This is a genomic window from Sphingomonas sp. M6A6_1c (assembly GCF_053345135.1).
In genome coordinates this window covers 113,606-130,174 of sequence record NZ_JBKEZO010000002.1, presented here as the reverse complement: position 1 = coordinate 130,174, position 16,569 = coordinate 113,606, and the positions used below count along the sequence as shown (strand labels likewise).

General features: G+C 69.3%; 16 protein-coding genes. 11 read left to right on the top strand and 5 right to left on the bottom strand.

Annotation, left to right across the window (positions count from 1 at the left end):
• Positions 1–255 precede the first annotated feature (255 nt).
• Positions 256–714, bottom strand: a complete 459-nt coding sequence (locus ACLBWH_RS03680) for a YaiI/YqxD family protein (protein WP_447796875.1) — start codon at positions 712–714, stop codon at positions 256–258.
• A complete protein-coding gene (locus ACLBWH_RS03675) occupies positions 714–2,462 on the bottom strand; it encodes a DEAD/DEAH box helicase (protein WP_447796873.1) in 1,749 nt (582 codons plus the stop codon). The genes ACLBWH_RS03680 and ACLBWH_RS03675 overlap by 1 nt, the downstream gene beginning before the upstream one ends.
• A gap of 152 nt (positions 2,463–2,614) precedes the next feature.
• Here ACLBWH_RS03675 and ACLBWH_RS03670 point away from each other — a divergent pair, with 152 nt between their 5' ends.
• The 8 genes from ACLBWH_RS03670 (at position 2,615) to mtnP (ending at position 10,301) form a co-directional block, all read left to right on the top strand.
• Positions 2,615–2,827: a hypothetical protein gene (locus tag ACLBWH_RS03670; protein ID WP_447796871.1), complete on the top strand. Its 213-nt coding sequence runs from the start codon at positions 2,615–2,617 to the stop codon at positions 2,825–2,827.
• A gap of 53 nt (positions 2,828–2,880) precedes the next feature.
• On the top strand, positions 2,881–4,140 hold the full coding sequence (locus tag ACLBWH_RS03665) for an MFS transporter (RefSeq protein WP_447796869.1): 1,260 nt from the start codon (positions 2,881–2,883) through the stop codon (positions 4,138–4,140).
• A gap of 343 nt (positions 4,141–4,483) precedes the next feature.
• On the top strand, positions 4,484–5,722 hold the full coding sequence (locus tag ACLBWH_RS03660) for an SLC13 family permease (RefSeq protein WP_447796867.1): 1,239 nt from the start codon (positions 4,484–4,486) through the stop codon (positions 5,720–5,722).
• A gap of 135 nt (positions 5,723–5,857) precedes the next feature.
• Positions 5,858–6,193, top strand: coding sequence for an iron-sulfur cluster insertion protein ErpA (erpA, locus tag ACLBWH_RS03655; RefSeq protein WP_447796866.1), 336 nt, complete (start codon positions 5,858–5,860; stop codon positions 6,191–6,193).
• 3 nt (positions 6,194–6,196) lie between these two features.
• Positions 6,197–6,967 (top strand): exodeoxyribonuclease III, encoded by a 771-nt coding sequence (gene xth / locus ACLBWH_RS03650; RefSeq protein ID WP_447796864.1) that lies wholly within the window; start codon positions 6,197–6,199, stop codon positions 6,965–6,967.
• Positions 6,964–7,761: a transporter gene (locus tag ACLBWH_RS03645; protein ID WP_447796862.1), complete on the top strand. Its 798-nt coding sequence runs from the start codon at positions 6,964–6,966 to the stop codon at positions 7,759–7,761. The genes xth and ACLBWH_RS03645 overlap by 4 nt, the downstream gene beginning before the upstream one ends.
• A 282-nt stretch (positions 7,762–8,043) precedes the next feature.
• Positions 8,044–9,438 (top strand): amino acid permease, encoded by a 1,395-nt coding sequence (locus ACLBWH_RS03640; protein ID WP_447796861.1) that lies wholly within the window; start codon positions 8,044–8,046, stop codon positions 9,436–9,438.
• Positions 9,438–10,301, top strand: coding sequence for an S-methyl-5'-thioadenosine phosphorylase (gene mtnP, locus ACLBWH_RS03635; RefSeq protein ID WP_447796859.1), 864 nt, complete (start codon positions 9,438–9,440; stop codon positions 10,299–10,301). Before ACLBWH_RS03640 ends, mtnP begins: the two co-directional genes overlap by 1 nt.
• Positions 10,302–10,314: 13 nt before the next feature.
• On the opposite strand, the gene ACLBWH_RS03630 is transcribed toward mtnP, so the two are convergent.
• The 3 genes from ACLBWH_RS03630 to ACLBWH_RS03620 form a co-directional block, all read right to left on the bottom strand.
• Complete coding sequence (locus ACLBWH_RS03630) at positions 10,315–10,791, bottom strand: DUF2141 domain-containing protein (RefSeq protein ID WP_447796857.1); 477 nt, start codon at positions 10,789–10,791, stop codon at positions 10,315–10,317.
• 276 nt (positions 10,792–11,067) lie between these two features.
• A complete protein-coding gene (acnA, locus tag ACLBWH_RS03625) occupies positions 11,068–13,752 on the bottom strand; it encodes an aconitate hydratase AcnA (RefSeq protein ID WP_447796855.1) in 2,685 nt (894 codons plus the stop codon).
• A 152-nt stretch (positions 13,753–13,904) separates the two neighbouring features.
• The gene (locus ACLBWH_RS03620; RefSeq protein WP_447796853.1) at positions 13,905–14,555 is read right to left on the bottom strand and encodes a L,D-transpeptidase family protein; all 651 of its coding nucleotides are present in this window, start codon (positions 14,553–14,555) and stop codon (positions 13,905–13,907) included.
• A 176-nt stretch (positions 14,556–14,731) separates the two neighbouring features.
• Here ACLBWH_RS03620 and ACLBWH_RS03615 point away from each other — a divergent pair, with 176 nt between their 5' ends.
• From ACLBWH_RS03615 to ACLBWH_RS03605, 3 genes are all read left to right on the top strand, one after another.
• Positions 14,732–15,289 (top strand): hypothetical protein, encoded by a 558-nt coding sequence (locus ACLBWH_RS03615; protein WP_447796852.1) that lies wholly within the window; start codon positions 14,732–14,734, stop codon positions 15,287–15,289.
• Positions 15,290–15,469: 180 nt separating this feature from the next.
• The gene (locus tag ACLBWH_RS03610; RefSeq protein WP_447796850.1) at positions 15,470–15,727 is read left to right on the top strand and encodes a hypothetical protein; all 258 of its coding nucleotides are present in this window, start codon (positions 15,470–15,472) and stop codon (positions 15,725–15,727) included.
• A 110-nt stretch (positions 15,728–15,837) separates the two neighbouring features.
• Positions 15,838–16,530, top strand: coding sequence for a helix-turn-helix domain-containing protein (locus ACLBWH_RS03605; protein ID WP_447796849.1), 693 nt, complete (start codon positions 15,838–15,840; stop codon positions 16,528–16,530).
• The last annotated feature ends 39 nt before the right edge of the window (positions 16,531–16,569 follow it).

Here is a 16,569-nt window from a genome sequence, read left to right as displayed (position 1 = left end):
GCGATCCGGGGGGCGGGATTGCGGACATTTCGGCCGGTTGAGATGTCGCAGCATTTCCTCATCCCTCGTCATGCCGGACTCGATCCGGCATCCCGCTGCTTCGCGCCGTCCAGATCAGCGGGACCCCGGCGCAAGGCCGGGGTGACGGCGTGGGTTTGGAAACACGAGCGGATCACACGAGCGTTCCGGTGCGATAGTCCCGCGGTTGGCCCGGCCCCGACGCTCCGCTTGGCCCAATGCTCCGCTTGGCATTGGCTACCCGCGTTGCAGCTTCGCCAGCACCGTATCGAGCGCCTGCAAGAAGCGGCTGCGGTCCTGGGCGGCGAAGGGTTTGGGGCCGCCCAATTGGTCGCCGCCGGCGCGCAGGTCGGCCATGATCGCGCGCGTCGCGATCGCGCCGCCGATCGACGCGGTGGTGAAGGGCTTGCCGGTCGGGGCGAGGACGGTCGCGCCCGCCTTCAGGCACCGGTCGGCGAGCAGGATGTCGGCGGTGATCACCACCGCCTGCGCATCGGCGGTCCCGGCGATCCAGTCGTCGGCGGCGTCGAACCCGTCGCCGACGACGACGCGGGTGACCAGCGGGTGCTGGGGAATGCGGAAATGGCTGTTGCTGACGATCGTCACCGGCACCGCGCGGCGCCAGGCGACCTTGTAGATTTCGTCCTTTACCGGACAGGCGTCCGCATCGACGAGAATGCGGACGCCTTCAGCCATCAGCCGCGCGGGCCCTTGCGATAGGGCTTCGCCTGATGGCGCGCGGGGGCGCCGCCGGGTGCGCTGCGGCTGCGCGGGGCGCCCGAGCCGGTGCGCGGAGCGCGGTCGGAACGGTCGCCGCGGTCGGCGCCGCCGGCCTCGCGCGGGTTGCCGGTGAAGGGGACGATCTGCAGGCTGCCCTCGTCGCTCTCCGGATTGGCGGTGCGCTGGACGCTGGCAAGGACGCGGTCGGCGACGGTGCGCGGCACCTCGAAGATCGTGTCGTTCGGGTTGATGCGGATCGCGCCGATCTCCGCCTTGGTGATGTGGCCGCGGCGGCAGATCAGCGGCAGCAGCCAGCGCGGATCGGCATTCTGGCGGCGGCCGATGTCCATCCTGAACCACACCGTGTCCTCGAAGCCGGGGCGGTGGCCCTGGGTGCGATCGGACTGTTGCGGGGCGGCGGAATCGAGCAGGTCCTCGGCCTGCGGCATCAGCGCGCGATGCGCGTGGACGAGCGCGGCGGCGATGTCCTCGGCCGACTTCTCCGCCATCAGGCGCGTCGCCAGCTCGCGATCCTCGTCGTCGAACTCGATCGGCGCGAGCAGCGTGGCGATCAGCCGTTCGCGATCCTGCTTGCGGATGTCGTCGGCGCTGGGGGCGGGGATCCACTCGCAGGCGATCTTGGCCTGCTTGAGCATCATGTCGACGCGGCGGCGGCGCGGATAGGGGACGATGAGCACCGCGGTTCCCTTCTTGCCGGCGCGGCCGGTGCGGCCCGAACGGTGCTGGAGCGTCTCGGCATCGCGCGGCATCTCGACGTGGACGACGAGGCTGAGGCTGGGCAGATCGATGCCGCGCGCGGCGACGTCGGTGGCGACGCAGACGCGGGCGCGGCGGTCGCGCAGCGCTTGGAGCGCCGAGTTGCGCTCGCTCTGGCTGTGCTCGCCCGACAGCGCGACGGCGGCGAAACCGCGCTCGACGAGGCTGGCGTGGAGGTGGCGGACGTTGTCGCGGGTGGCGCAGAACAGCATCGCCGTCTCCGCCTCGTGGAAGCGGAGCAGGTTGATGACGGCATGTTCGATATCGGCCGGCGCGACGGTGACCGCCTGATAGGCGATGTCGCCATGGCCGCGGTCCTCGCCGACGGTCGAGATGCGCAGCGCGTCGCGCTGGTAGCGCTTGGCGAGCGCGACGATCGGCCGCGGCATCGTCGCCGAGAACATGAGCGTGCGGCGCTCGGTCGGCGAGGCGTCGAGGATCTGTTCGAGATCCTCGCGGAAGCCCATGTCGAGCATCTCGTCGGCCTCGTCGAGGACGGCGACGCGCAGCGACGACAGGTCGAGCGCGCCGCGTTCGAGATGGTCGCGCAGGCGGCCGGGCGTGCCGACGACGATATGCGCGCCGTGGGAGAGCGAGCGGCGCTCCTTGTTGGCGTCCATGCCGCCGACGCAGGTGGCGATGCGGGCATGCGCCTCCTTGTACAGCCACATCAGCTCGCGGCTGACCTGCAGCGCGAGTTCGCGGGTCGGCGCGATGATCAGCGCGAGCGGCTTGCCCGGCGGCGGCAGCGCGCCGTCGGCCATCAGCTCGGCGGCCATGGCGAGGCCGAAGGCGACGGTCTTGCCCGAGCCGGTCTGCGCGGAGACGATGAGGTCGCGGCCGACGGCCTCGGGCTCGATCACCTGCGCCTGGACGGCGGTGGGGGCTTCATAGCCACGGGCAACGAGCGCTTCGGCGAGAAGCGGGGGGAGCGAAGAAAAGGGCATCGGGTAACCTAAATGGAAGCGGCGCCCCGACAGCATGGCTCTAGGCCAGACTGGGGCGCGGCAGAGGACAGTACAGTCGCGAGTCCGTTGGAAACGCGGGCCAATCGCGGGCGGCAATACGGACGCAACGTGGCGCTTGTATCGCGCGCATCATGGCCGTTTCCGTGACCCCAGAGACCCTGCACCGCCTAATCCGCGAAGCCGAGGCCGAGCGAGGCCGCGTCGCATCCCCTACGCTGAAACGCTGCTTTGCGCAACTCGCCGCGGCCTATGCGCTGGAACTGGCGCGGCGGGAGGCGCGATCGGCAACATTGCGTAACATTTATCAGTCCGAAGCGGGATCATCCGCAACTTACCTACGTTAAGCGCCCACGCGGAGAGACGGACCATAACGGTCCGAACGCGGTGGAGCACGTTCATGGCCAGCCTTGCCCCCTCCGCACTGCCCTGCGCACCCGATGCCGGGCCGGCCCCCGACGCGGGGCGGACGTTGGATGCGCTCAACTTCTTCCTCGCGGACGTGCGCGACGGGCTGGGGCCGTATCTGGCGATCTACCTGCTCGCGGTGCGCGGGCCGGCGCACGGCTGGAACGAGGCGACGGTGGGGCTGGTGCTGACCATCGCCGGGATCGTCGGGCTGGTGTCGCAGACGCCGGCGGGCGGGCTGATCGACCGCAGCCGCAACAAGCCGCGCATCGTCATCATCGCCGCGCTGCTGGTGACGCTGAGCAGCGTGTCGCTGCCGTTCGTCACCGGCTTCACGATGGTCGCGGCGACGCAGTCGATCGCGGCGGTGGCGGGCGCGGTGTTCGCGCCGGCGATCAGCGCGATCACGCTCGGCCTGTTCGGGCCGAAGCTGTTCTCCAAGCGGGTCGGGCGCAACGAGGCGTTCAACCATGCCGGCAACGCCGTCTCGGCGGCGCTGGCGGGCGCGCTGGCGTGGAAGTTCGGGCCGGTGGTGGTGTTCTGGCTGATGGGCGGGCTGACCGTCGCCAGCGTCTTCGCGGCGCTGCGCATCAAGAACGGCGACATCGACAATGCGGTGGCACGCGGGCTCGACTGCGAGCCCGAGGAAGGCTGCGAGGAGCCGGGCGGGTGGAAGGTGCTGGTCGAGAACAAGCCGCTGCTGCTGTTCGCGGTGATCGCCTTCCTGTTCCACCTCGCCAATGCGGCGATGCTGACCTCGGTCAGCCAGTTGCTCGCCAAGACGGTGGGCAAGGATTCGGCGACCTCGCTGACCGCGGCGTGCATCGTCGCGGCGCAATTGGTGATGGTGCCGGTGGCGGTCGTGGTCGGCCGCAACGTCGATCGCTGGGGGCGCAAGCCGCTGTTCCTGATCGCTTTCGGCGTGCTGGCGGCGCGCGGGGCGCTGTACACGATGTCGAACGATCCGTGGTGGCTGGTCGGCGTGCAGGCGCTCGACGGCGTCGGCGCGGGGATCTTCGGCGCGCTGTTCCCGGTGGTGATCGCCGACCTGACCAAGGGCACCGGGCGGTTCAACGTGTCGCAGGGCGCGGTGGCGACCGCGCAGGGGCTGGGCGCGGCGCTGAGCGCATCGCTGGCGGGGGCGATCATCGTCGGCGTCGGCTATGGCGCGAGCTTCCTGACGCTGGCGGGGATCGCGACGGCGGGGCTGGCGCTGTATGCGCTGGCGATGCCCGAGACGAAGCCGGCGTGAGGCGCGTATTTTTGGCGACGATGCCGTCGCCGCATTTCCGCAGGGGCGGGAACCTGGGATCGGGCAGAGCGACGCAGGTCGGTTCTCGCGACTCCGAAACCTCCGCAAAAGTCGTATGTGGCACATCAAAACCGTACCCCGGCGAAGGCCGGGGCCCAGTTCGGCGAAGGTTTGTAACGACTTACGATGGCCTTCCCAACTGGGCCCCGGCCTTCGCCGGGGTACGGTATGAGGGTGTGGCGAGCCGGTCTTCGCAGGTCGCTCGCCTTCGCGGGGGTGACATGGGTTACGGGGGTGGGATCGTGGCTTCGATCGGGGTGTGCGTGGAAAAGGGTAGGGGCCGATGATCGCGACCGTTGGGATATGCGCCGCCGCGACCGCGGGGGTGATCGTCCGGCCGTTCCGCTGGCCTGAGGCGGTGTGGGCGGTGGGTGGCGCGGTGCTGCTGCTGCTGCTCGGGCTGATCGCGCCGGCGAGCGCGTGGGCGGCGGTGCTCAAGGGAACCGACGTCTATCTGTTCCTGATCGGCATGATGCTGCTGTCGGAGGCGGCGCGCGCGCATGGCGTGTTCGACTGGGTGGCGCAGCGCGCCGCAGCGGGCGCGAACGGGTCGGCGGCGCGGCTGTTCACGCTCGTCTTCCTCGTCGGGGTGGCGGTGACCGCCTTCCTGTCGAACGATGCGACCGCGGTGGTGCTGACTCCTGCGGTCTATGCGGTCGCGCAGCGTGCCAAGGTCAAGCCGCTGCCGATGTTGTTCGCCTGCGCCCTGGTCGCCAATGCAGCGAGCTTCATCCTGCCGATCTCCAATCCGGCCAATCTGGTGCTCTACGCCAGCGACCTGCCGCGGCTGGGCGCGTGGCTGGCGGCATTCGCGCTGCCATCGGTGCTGGCGATCGTCACCACATATCTCGGCCTGCGCTGGCTGTTCCGCAGCGACCTCTCGGGCACGGCGGAGCAGGGCGAGGGCGTTGCGCTGTCGGGCAACGGGCGGATGGCGCTGGCCGGGATCGGCGCGACCGCGGTGCTGCTGACGGTGGCATCGGCGCTGGGCTGGGACCTCGGCTGGCCGACGTTCGGGGCGGGCGTCGTCACCGCGCTGGCGGTGCAGCTGCGCGCGCGGGAGTCACTGGTGCCGCTGGTCAAGGGCGTGTCGTGGCTGGTGCTGCTGCTCGTCGCCGGATTGTTCGTGATGGTGCAGGCGCTCGCCGAGACCGGGCTGATCGGCTGGCTGGCGGCGCAATTGTCCGCGGCGGCGGCGACCGACCCGCGGGCGGCCGCGGCGGCGGCGGGCGGGCTGCTCGCGGTCGGCAGCAATCTGGTCAACAATCTGCCCGCCGGGCTGATCGCGGCGCAGACGATCGCGGCGGCACATCCGCCGGCGCTGGTGGTCGATGCGCTGCTGATCGGGGTGGATCTGGGGCCGAACCTGTCGATCACCGGATCGCTGGCGACGATCCTGTGGCTGATCGCGATCCGGCGCGAGGGCGAGGATGTGACCTTCGGGCAGTTCCTGCGCGTCGGGGTGGTGACGACGGTGCCCGCGCTGGTGCTGGCGATCGGGGTGCGGGTTTTGATGGGATAGGGGGCGTATTCCCCGCTCCCCGCGAAGCGGTGACGGAAGGGGAGGATACGGCACGCTGCGTTGCTCGACGAGTGAGGGGACACCCACCACCCATCCCCTGTTGCCCCGCGCCCCCGCCGCGCCTATCTCCCGAGGATGGCCACGTCTCCCGAGATCCTGCTCACTCCTGCCGCGGCGAAGCGTGTCGCGGCGATTGCCGGCAAGCAGAACAAGCCCGCGATCCTTCGCCTGTCGGTGGATGGCGGCGGCTGTTCGGGGTTCCAGTACAAGTTCGGCTTCGCGGAGGCGCCCGACGGCGACGATACCGTCGCCGAAACCGATGGCGTGCGGCTGGTGGTCGACAGCGTCAGCCTCGACCTCGTGCGCGGGTGCCAGGTCGATTATGTCGAATCGCTCGGCGGGGCGGCGTTCCGCGTGGAGAATCCCAATGCGGCGTCGGGTTGCGGCTGCGGCTCCAGCTTCGCGATCTGACGGTTGAAGCTCGTCACCTATAACGTCAACGGGATCAAGGCACGCCTGCCCCGGTTGCTCGAATATCTCACCGAACAGCAGCCCGACGTCGTCTGCCTGCAGGAAATCAAGTCGAGCGACGACACCTTCCCGCATGCCGATATCGAGGCGCTGGGTTACGGCGCGGTGTGGCACGGCCAGAAGGGGTTCAACGGCGTCGCGGTGCTCGCGCGCGGGCAGGTGCCGGTCGAGCGGCAGCGCGGGCTGGCCGGCGAGGACGAGGACGACCACAGCCGCTATCTCGAATGCGCGGTCGACGGACTGGTCGTCGCATCGATCTATCTGCCCAACGGCAATCCGCAGCCGGGGCCGAAGTTCGACTACAAATTGCGCTGGATGGAACGGCTGGCGGCACGCGCTCAGGTGCTGCTCGACGAGGAAGTGCCGACGGTGCTGATGGGCGATTACAACGTGATCCCCAATGACGACGATACCTTCTCGGTGCGCGCGATGGCGACCGATGCGCTGATGCAGCCGGAAAGCCGTGCCGCCTATCGCCGCTTGCTCGCGCAGGGGTGGACCGATGCGCTGCGCACGCGGCAGCCGACGGGGCGGGTGTGGACCTTCTGGGATTATCAGGCGGGGGCGTGGCAGCGCGACGCGGGCTTCCGCATCGACCATCTGCTGCTCAGCCCGCAGGCCGCCGACCGGCTGGTCGATGCCGGCGTCGACAAGGCGTATCGCGGGCGCGAGAAGGCCAGCGATCATGCGCCGACCTGGGTGCGGCTGACGTGAGGCGCGCTGCCGCGGCGGGTGCCGTCGCGATGACCTTCGTCGCCGCGCCGGCGCTGGCGCAGAAGAGCTATTGTCCCGAACGCCCCGGCCTGGATACGCCCGCCTGCGTCATCGCCCCCGGCCGCGTCTCTGTGGAGACGGGGGTGGTCGACTGGACGCTCGACCGCCAGCCGGACAGTCGCACCGATACCGTGCTGATCGCGGACACGCTGGTGCGCGTCGGCGTCGCCGACCAGATCGAGGCGCGGATCGGCTGGACGCCGTATGGCCATGAGCGCGAGCGCGACCGGCAGACGGGGGCGATCGACCGGGTCGGGCAGAGCGGCGACGTCTCGCTGGGGCTCAAGGCGGGGCTGCTGCATCCCGACGGCAACGGGCTGTCGCTGTCGCTGCTGCCCTATGTGACGGTGCCGGTCGGCGGCAGCACGATCGGGTCGCGCGTCGCGGGGGGCGGGTTGCTGGTGCCGGTCACCTTCCGGTTGAACGACACGGTGCATCTCGACGCGACGCCCGAGGTGGATGCGCAGCCCAACGAAGAGCGTGCCGGGAGGCATCTGAGCTACAGCAGCGCGGGCGGCGCGACGGTGAAGCTCGCCAAGACGGTCTCGGCGGCGCTCGAGGCGCAGGTGATCCGCGACGAGGATCCCGACGACCGCAGCACGCAATGGCTGAGCGCGGCCTCGGTGACGTGGAAGCCCAAGAAGGACTGGCAGTTCGACGTGCAGACGACGCTGGGACTCAACCGCGCCGCGCCGGATGTCGAGCTGGCCGGCGGGATTTCGCGGCGGTTCTGATCGCGTAAACCCCTCCGCTTCAGGGGATGGCAGCGCACATGGTCAGTTGGGTTGTTGCGACATCGCTCACATTCCCGTCATGTCGGACTTGATTCGGCATCCCGCTTCTTCCTACCGTTGCGAAGAAGCGGGACCCCGGCGCAAGGCCGGGGCGACGTGGTGGGTTTGGAACACGAGGGACTCACACTGACGTCCCTATGCGATCGCCCTCCTCAAAAGGGAGGAGGGGCTTACAGCTATCCCGCGACCGCTTATACCTCCGCCATCCAGGGAGGGAACCGCATGAGCTTATTGCGTCGCAAGACGATCCACGCCCAGCCGCCCGAGCAGCAGCTCGCGCGGACGCTGAGCTGGCCGCATCTGGTCGCGCTGGGGGTGGGCGCGATCGTCGGGACGGGTATCCTGACGCTGATCGGCGTGGGTGCCGACCGCGCCGGGCCTGCGGTGATCCTCGCCTTCGTCGTCGCGGGGGCGATCTGCGCCTGCGCGGCGCTCTGCTATGCGGAGATGGCGACGATGATCCCCGCCTCGGGATCGGCCTATACCTATAGCTATGCGACGCTGGGCGAGGTGATCGCCTGGGTCGTGGGGTGGAGCCTGATCCTCGAATATTCGCTGGTCGTGTCGACCGTCGCGGTCGGCTGGTCGGGCTATGCGGTGGGGTTCCTCAAGGGGCTGGGCGTGGCGGTGCCGGCGGCGCTGGCCAACGGGCCGGGGCTGGGCGGCGTCGTCAATCTGCCCGCGGTGGCGATCATCGCGCTGGTCGCCGGGCTGCTGATGCTGGGAACGCGCGAGAGCGCGCGGGTCAATACCGTGCTGGTGCTGATCAAGATCGTCACGCTGGCGCTGTTCGTCGGCGTCGCGCTGCCGCATTTCGATGCTGCCAATCTGCATCCGTTCACGCCTTATGGCTTCGGCAGCCCGACCGGGGCGGGGGGCGTGAAATATGGCGTGATGGGCGCGGCGGCGATCATCTTCTTCGCTTTCTACGGCTTCGACGCGATCTCGACCGCGGCGGAAGAGGCGAAGAACCCGGAACGCGACCTGGCGATCGGCATCGTCGGTTCGATGCTGGCGTGCACCGCAATCTACATGATCGTCGCGACCGCGGCGGTGGGCGCGCTGAGCTATACGCGCTTCGGCAGCAGCCCCGAGCCGCTGGCGCTGATCCTGCGCGAACTCGGCCAGCCCAAGGTGGCGACGGTGGTCGCCGCCGCGGCGGCGGTCGCGCTGCCGACGGTGCTGCTCGCATTCCTCTACGGGCAGAGCCGCATCTTCCTCGTCATGGCGCGCGACGGCTTCCTGCCCGCCGCGCTCGCCAGGGTCAGCAAGCGCGGCGTGCCGGCGCGGATCACCGCGATGACCGCGGTGTTCGTCGCGGTGATCGCCGGGCTGGCGCCGCTCGACGTGATCGCCAGCCTCGCCAATGCGGGGACGCTATGCGCCTTCGTCGCGGTGGCGGCGTGCGTGCTGGTGTCGCGACGGCGCGATCCCGACGCGCGGCGGCCGTTCCGCACGCCGTTCGCCTTCGTCGTTGCGCCGCTGGCGATCCTCGGCTGCCTGTATCTGTTCACCAGCCTGCAGGTGCGCACGCAGGTCGCGTTCTTCGGCTGGAACGCCTTCGGGTTGCTGGTCTATTTCCTCTACGCCCGGCCGCGCGCGGCGGTCGCGGGCTGATGGCGGGCTGGCATATCGGCATCATCGGCGGCTCCGGCCTCTACGACGTCGAAGGCGTCGAGGACGGCCGCTGGGTCGAGGTGACGACGCCGTGGGGCGCGCCCTCGGATGCGATCTTCAGCGGGCGGATCGGCGAGGTCGCGGTGTCGTTCCTGCCGCGGCACGGTCGTGGCCACCGGATCAGCCCGGAGGCGATCAACGCGCGCGCCAATATCGATGCGTTGAAGCGGCTCGGGGTCACCGACGTGCTCGCGGTGTCGTCGGTCGGGTCGCTGGTCGAGGCGCGGCCGCCGGGCAGCTTCACGATCGTCGACCAGTTCATCGACCGGACCAAGGGGCGCACGTCGAGCTTCTTCGGCACCGGCTGCGTCGCGCACGTTTCGATGGCCGATCCGGTGTGTCCGCGGTTGAGCGATTACGCCGCCGCGGCGGTCGGCGCCGGGGTGGATCGCGGCGGCACCTATCTGGCGATGGAGGGGCCGCAATTCTCGTCGCGGGCGGAGAGCGTCCTCTATCGGCAATGGGGATGCGACGTCATCGGCATGACCGCGATGCCCGAGGCGAAGCTCGCGCGCGAGGCGGAGCTGCCTTATGCTCTGGTCGGGATGGTGACCGATTACGATTGCTGGCGCGAAGGCGAGGCGGCGGTCGATGTCGCGCAGGTGATGGCGCAGGTGTCGGCGAATGCGGCCAACGCGCGGGCGATGGTGGTGCGGCTGCTGCGCGCGCTGCCCAAGGAGCGGCCGGCGTCGCCGATCGACACCTGCCTCGACAGCGCGATCATCACTGCCAAAGGCGCGCGCGATCCGGCGCTGGTCGCGAAGCTCGACGCGGTGGCGTGGCGGGCGTTGGGTCTGCGGTAAGCCGCCGGTCCGGTCAGCGATCCGGGCCGACCGAGAAGCCGTGCCGGTAGTTCATTGTCACCGCGATCCGGCTCGTCCCGGCGGCGAGCGGCACCGCCACCTGCGCGAAGGCGGGCTTGAGCTTGAGCAGCGAGAGGCCGGGATCGCGCGAGAAGGCACCGCCGTCGCCGCCGTCGGACTTGCCGTTGGCATTGGCGTCGTGGCGGACGGCGACACCGTAGGTGCCGGGGCGGGGGACGGGGATACAGACCTCCAGCGTGCGGCGGCCGTTGGTCGGCGCCTCGACGCGGCCGAGCCAGCGGCCTTTCTGGAGGAAGCCGGGTTCGTCGTAGAGCTGGACGCGGACGTCGCCGGCGCCGGCGCGCACGCCGCGGACCGTGACGATCAACCGGTGCGGCGTTGCGGCGGTGCAGCCGGTGGTGCTGTGCTGCGCGGTCGCCGGCGTGGTGGCGAGCGCGAGCAGCGCGAGTGACGGAATGAGGCGGGCCATGCGGCGGTAACGCTCCGGAAAAGCGTGATTATACCGTCGGATGTGGCGAGGGTGTGGCCGCTGCTTGGCGGATCGTGGCGGGTGTCGGCGGATGCCGCCGCTCCGGCTTGGGCGGGATCGATACGCAAGCGAATTCCTCCCGCGCAAGGGGGCATGACGGAGGGGGAGGACACGGAACCGACGTGTCGCTTACCTCCCCCTCCGTCACCGCTTCGCGGCGCCACCTCCCCCTGGCGGGGGAGGAATTTAGCCAAAATCCCCAGGCGGCGCCCCGGCTTATGCCGCGAGGTTGCGCAGCACGTACTGGAGGATGCCGCCGTTGAGGAAATATTCCAGCTCGTTGACGGTATCGATGCGGCAGCGCGTCTCGAACGTCTCGGTGCTGCCGTCGGCGCGGGTGAGCTGGACCTCGACGGTCTGGCGCGGGCGCAGATTGGCGACGCCGGTGATCGTGAACGTCTCGGATCCGTCGAGGCCGAGCGTCTGGCGCGTCACGCCCTCGGCGAATTGCAGCGGCAGCACGCCCATGCCGACGAGGTTCGAACGGTGGATACGCTCGAAGCTCTCGGTGATGACCGCGCGCACGCCGAGCAGGTTGGTGCCCTTCGCCGCCCAATCACGGCTGGAGCCGGTGCCATATTCCTTGCCCGCGACGATGACGAGCGGGGTGCCATTCTCCTTGTGGCGCATCGCCGCGTCGAAGATCGGCATCACCTCGCCGTCGAACCTGGTCATGCCGCCTTCGATCCCCGGCACCATCTCGTTCTTGATGCGGATGTTGGCGAAGGTGCCGCGGACCATGACGTTGTCGTTGCCGCGACGCGCGCCATAGCTGTTGAAGTCGGCGCGGCTGACCTGCCGCTCCATCAGCCACTTGCCCGCCGGGCTGTCCGCCTTGATCGAGCCGGCCGGCGAAATGTGGTCGGTGGTGATCGAATCGCCGAGGATCGCCAGCGGCTTCGCCTCGATGATGTCGGTCACCGGCTTCGGGGTCATTTCGAGACCGTCGAAATAGGGCGGGTTGGCGACATAGGTCGATCCCGACGGCCAGGCATAGGTGTCGGATTCGGTGATCTGGATCGACTGCCACTTGGAGTCGCCGGCATAGACGTTGCCGTAGCGCGAGCGGAACATCGTATCGTCGATGTTCGCCGCCATCACGTCGGCGATCTCCTGGTTGGTCGGCCACACGTCCTTGAGGAACACGTCCTGACCGTCGGTGCCCTGGCCGAGCGGAGTCTCGGTCATGTCGAGCGTCACCGTGCCCTTCAGCGCGTAGGCAACGACGAGCGGCGGCGAGGCGAGGAAGTTGGCGCGCACGTCGGGCGAGACGCGGCCCTCGAAGTTGCGGTTGCCCGACAGCACCGAGGCGGCGACGATGTCGTTGCCGTTGATCGCCTTCGAGATCGGCTCGGCGAGCGGACCCGAATTGCCGATGCAGGTGGTGCAGCCGTAACCGACGAGGTTGAAGCCGATCGCGTCGAGATCCGCGGTCAGGCCGGCCTTGTTGAGATAGTCGGTGACGACCTGCGAACCGGGGGCGAGCGACGTCTTGACCCAGGGCTTGGGCTTGAGGCCGAGCGCGTTCGCCTTGCGCGCGACGAGGCCGGCGGCGACGAGCACCGACGGGTTCGACGTGTTGGTGCAGCTGGTGATCGCCGCGATCACGACGTCGCCGTCGCCGATGTCATGGCCGCGCTCGGGCACGTCGACGCGCTCCGGACGCTCCTTGTGATAGATCTTGAAGAGATCGCCGTTGAACACCTCGTCGACCTTGCCGAGGCTGACGCGATCCTGCGGACGCTTCGGGCCGGCGAGCGATGCGGTCACGGTGCCCATGTCGAGTTCGAGCGTGTCGGTGAACAATGGCTCGGGGGCGTCGTCGAAGCGCCAGAAGCCGTTCGCCTTGGCATAAGCCTCGACCAGCGCGACATTCTCGTCGGACCGCGCGGTGAGGCGCATATAGTCCATCGTCTTCTCGTCGATCGGGAAGAAGCCGCAGGTCGCGCCATATTCGGGCGCCATGTTGGCGATCGTCGCACGGTCGGCGAGCGTCATCGAACCGAGGCCCGGGCCGAAGAACTCGACGAACCGGCCGACCACGCCCTTGGCGCGCAGCATCTGCGTGACGGTGAGCACCAGATCGGTCGCGGTGATGCCTTCGCGCAAGCTCCCGGTCAGCTTGAAGCCGACGACCTCGGGGATCAGCATCGACACCGGCTGGCCGAGCATCGCCGCTTCCGCCTCGATGCCGCCGACGCCCCAGCCGAGCACGCCCAGACCGTTGATCATCGTCGTGTGGCTGTCGGTGCCGACGAGCGTATCGGGATAAGCGATCGCGGTGCCGTCGCCATGCTCGCCGACGCTGTCCGACGACCAGACCGCCTGACCGATATATTCGAGGTTCACCTGATGGCAGATGCCGGTGCCCGGCGGCACGACCTTGAAATTGTCGAGCGCGGCCGAGCCCCACTTGAGGAATTCGTAGCGCTCGCCGTTGCGCTGATACTCGAGATCGACGTTGTCCTCGAACGCCTGCGGCGTGCCGAATTCGTCGACCATCACCGAGTGATCGATGACGAGATGGACGGGAACCTGCGGGTTGATCTTGGCGGCGTCGCCGCCGAGCTTGGTGATCGCATCGCGCATCGCGGCGAGATCGACGACGCACGGGACGCCGGTGAAATCCTGCATCAGCACGCGCGCCGGACGATATTGGATCTCGCGATCCGAGCGGCGCTCCTTCTGCCAGTCGACGATCGCCTGCACGTCGGCCTCGGTAACGGTCTTGCCATCCTCGAAACGCAGCATATTCTCGAGCAGCACCTTCATCGAGAAGGGCAGGCGGCTGATGTCGCCGAACTTGGCGGCGGCCTTTTCGAGGCTGTAATAAGCGTAGCTCTTGTCGCCGACCGTCAGGGTCGTGCGGGTGTTCAGGCTGTCCTGGCCGATGGCGGTCATTGTGAGTCCTTCAATTTGGCCCAGGGCGCTCGGGGAGGCGGCCAGAGGGCCGCGCGGGCGCGCGAGAGCGCTTCAGCGAAAGCGTATGTCCCGGCGGCCTTAGCAAGGGCGGTCCGATGGGGGAAGCGCCTATGCCCACCTGCGGATGACTCTCAAGACACGAGCGTTTCGCCGGTCGCCAGCGTCTTGCCGCGGGTGATGATGACCCGGTCGCCGACCTTCGCCTCGCGGAACAGCAATTTGGCGAAGGCGGTCGGCACGCCGATACAGCCGTGCGTGGCATAGCCCCAGGCGACTTCGGTGCCGTGGACCGCGACGCCGTCGTTGGTCAGCCGCATCGTATAGGGCATCGGCGCGCCGTAGAGGCTGGAGACGTGGTGCGCGTCCTTCATCAGGATCGGGAAGCTGCCGAGCGGGGTCGGCTTGTCGTCGGCACCGTACAGGATCGCGGTGGCGCCGATCTCATAGCCGTCGCGGAAGACCGACAGCGTCTGCGCGGCGAGATCGACGGTGACGATCAGCGGGCCGGCGGGCACGCCCGCATCGTCCCAGGTATAATCGCCGAACTTGATCGGGCCGATGTCGAGGACGCGCTTGACGATGAGCGGGTTGGGGGTGGGCTGCGCGATCGGCCGGGGCTGGGGCCGGGGGGCGGCGACAATGGCGCGGGCGGCGGGCACGGCGGGCGCATGCGCCGGCGGTGCGGCGGCCGGGCGGAGCGCGGGGACGGTCGCGGCGGCGGCGACGCCGATCGCGACGGCGGCGAGGATGAGCTTGGCCGCGAAGGCCCGACGTGCGGCCATGATGCGCTCCCGGTGGAACGGGGGGAATGCTCCGGTTGCAGGCACTTGGCTAGGGGGCTCGCGCGGCTGTACCGACGCGGGACGGCGGGGCGCGGCGTCAACCGTGTTGCTGGTTCGCGGGTTTCGGGCAGGGATAAGGGGGAGCCATCGGCGGGCGGGGCGGTTAGGCTGGCGGTATGGCGAAGCTGAAGGTCTATCGTACCCCGATCGGATTCCACGACGCTTACGTCGCGGCGGCGAGCCAGAAAGCGGCGTTGCAGGCGTGGGGGAGCGAGCGCGACCTGTTCGCACGCGGCATCGCCGAAGTGGTGACCGATCCGGCGCTCACCGCCGAACCGCTGGCGCAGCCCGGGACGGTGATCAAACGCTCGCGCGGCACCGCGGCGGAGCAGATCGCGGCGCTGCCGGACACGCCGGCGAAGACGCCGCGCCGGCAGACCGACGACGCGGCGGATGCACCCGCACCCAGGCCCAAGCCCAAGCCGGCACCGAAGCCGGTTCCGAAACCTGATCGCCGCGCGCTCGATGCCGCGGACCGGGCGCTGTCGGAGGCGGAGGCGCGGCATCGCAGCGAGGCGCGGGCGCTGCGCGCCGAGGAGGCGGAACTCGCCCGACGGCGACGGACGATGGAGCGCGAGCAGGAGGACGAACGCGCGCGGCTGGACGAGGCGAGGCAAACGGCGGCGGATGCCTACGAGCGCGCGATGCGGCGGTGGAAGGGCGGCGACGGCTAGGCGCGACTGGCATTCAGTTTCCACGAAATCCTCCGCCTGGCGGCGGAGGATTTTGGTGGCATGCCGATCCGGATCAGCCCAAGCGCCGCGCAAGGCGTTGCGCAGGCGGAACATTGCGCGGGTACATGGGGTTGGACCGGCCAGAAAGGATCATCCATGTCCCATATCCCGAGTTCCGCCATGAAGCACGCCGGTCCGGTCCATCACGACGAGGCCAAGACGCCGCCGAAGCCGAAGAAATCCCCCAAGCGGCAGCCCGGCGGCCTCGGTACCGGTGCGTGGCTGGCGATCGGCGGGACGATCCTCGCCGGCGCTGCCGCCGCGATCGCACTGCCGCTGCTGCGCGGCGACAAGCCGCCGGTCGCGACGCGCCGCGGCAAGAAGGCCAACAGCGGCAAGGGCGCGCACAAGAAGCCCGGCAAGCCCGCGCACGGCTGACCATCGCCCGCGTCGTCGCCGGCACGATGCTGGCGGCGGCGCGCGATGGGCAATAGAGGGCCGTTTTCCCCGCAACCTGTGAAACGACGATCTTGGCAATAGCGCACCCCATGCCGATCGACCGCGACGACAGACCGCTTGCCGACCCCGGCGAAACCACCGGTGTCGATCGTGAAGCGCTTGCCATGCCCGCCGTCCCGCGGGACAGAGGGCAGGTGACCGACCCAGCCCCTTTCGACCGCCTGTCGCGGCGCCACCGCGAATGCCTGCGCGGCGTGCGCGAGCTCAAGGGGTCGAAGGAGATCGCCGACGAACTCGGCATCGAGAAGAGCACCGTCGACAAATACCTGACCGAGGCGGTGAAGGTGCTCGGCGCGCGCAACCGTCGCGACGCCGCATTGCGCCTCGCCGCACACGAAGAGGCGGCGGCGCCGGCCGCATCCGACGTCCGGATTCCGCAGAATCCCGCCGTTTCGGCGCCGGAAACCACCCCCGATAAAATGGGGGGTCATTCTGCACGGCTAGTCGATCCGGCGATCGACCTGCCATTGCCGGTGGTGCCGGACGACACGATCGTCAGGGCACCGGGGGTTTCCGGGGAGCCGCCTTCCAGGCACAGCTTCCCGGAAATACGGCTGCCCTTCCGGCGGAAGGGACAGCGGGGCAACGACCTGTCGGTCGGAGGCCGGTTGATCTGGATACCGGCCATCGCCATCAGCCTCGCCATCGGGTTCGGCATGCTGATGACCGGCCTCCAGGTCCTCACCGGCATCATCGAGACGATCGCCCGCCGCCTTTTCTGATCTTCAGCGAAAGCACCCCCACGGGGGTGAACGGGGTGG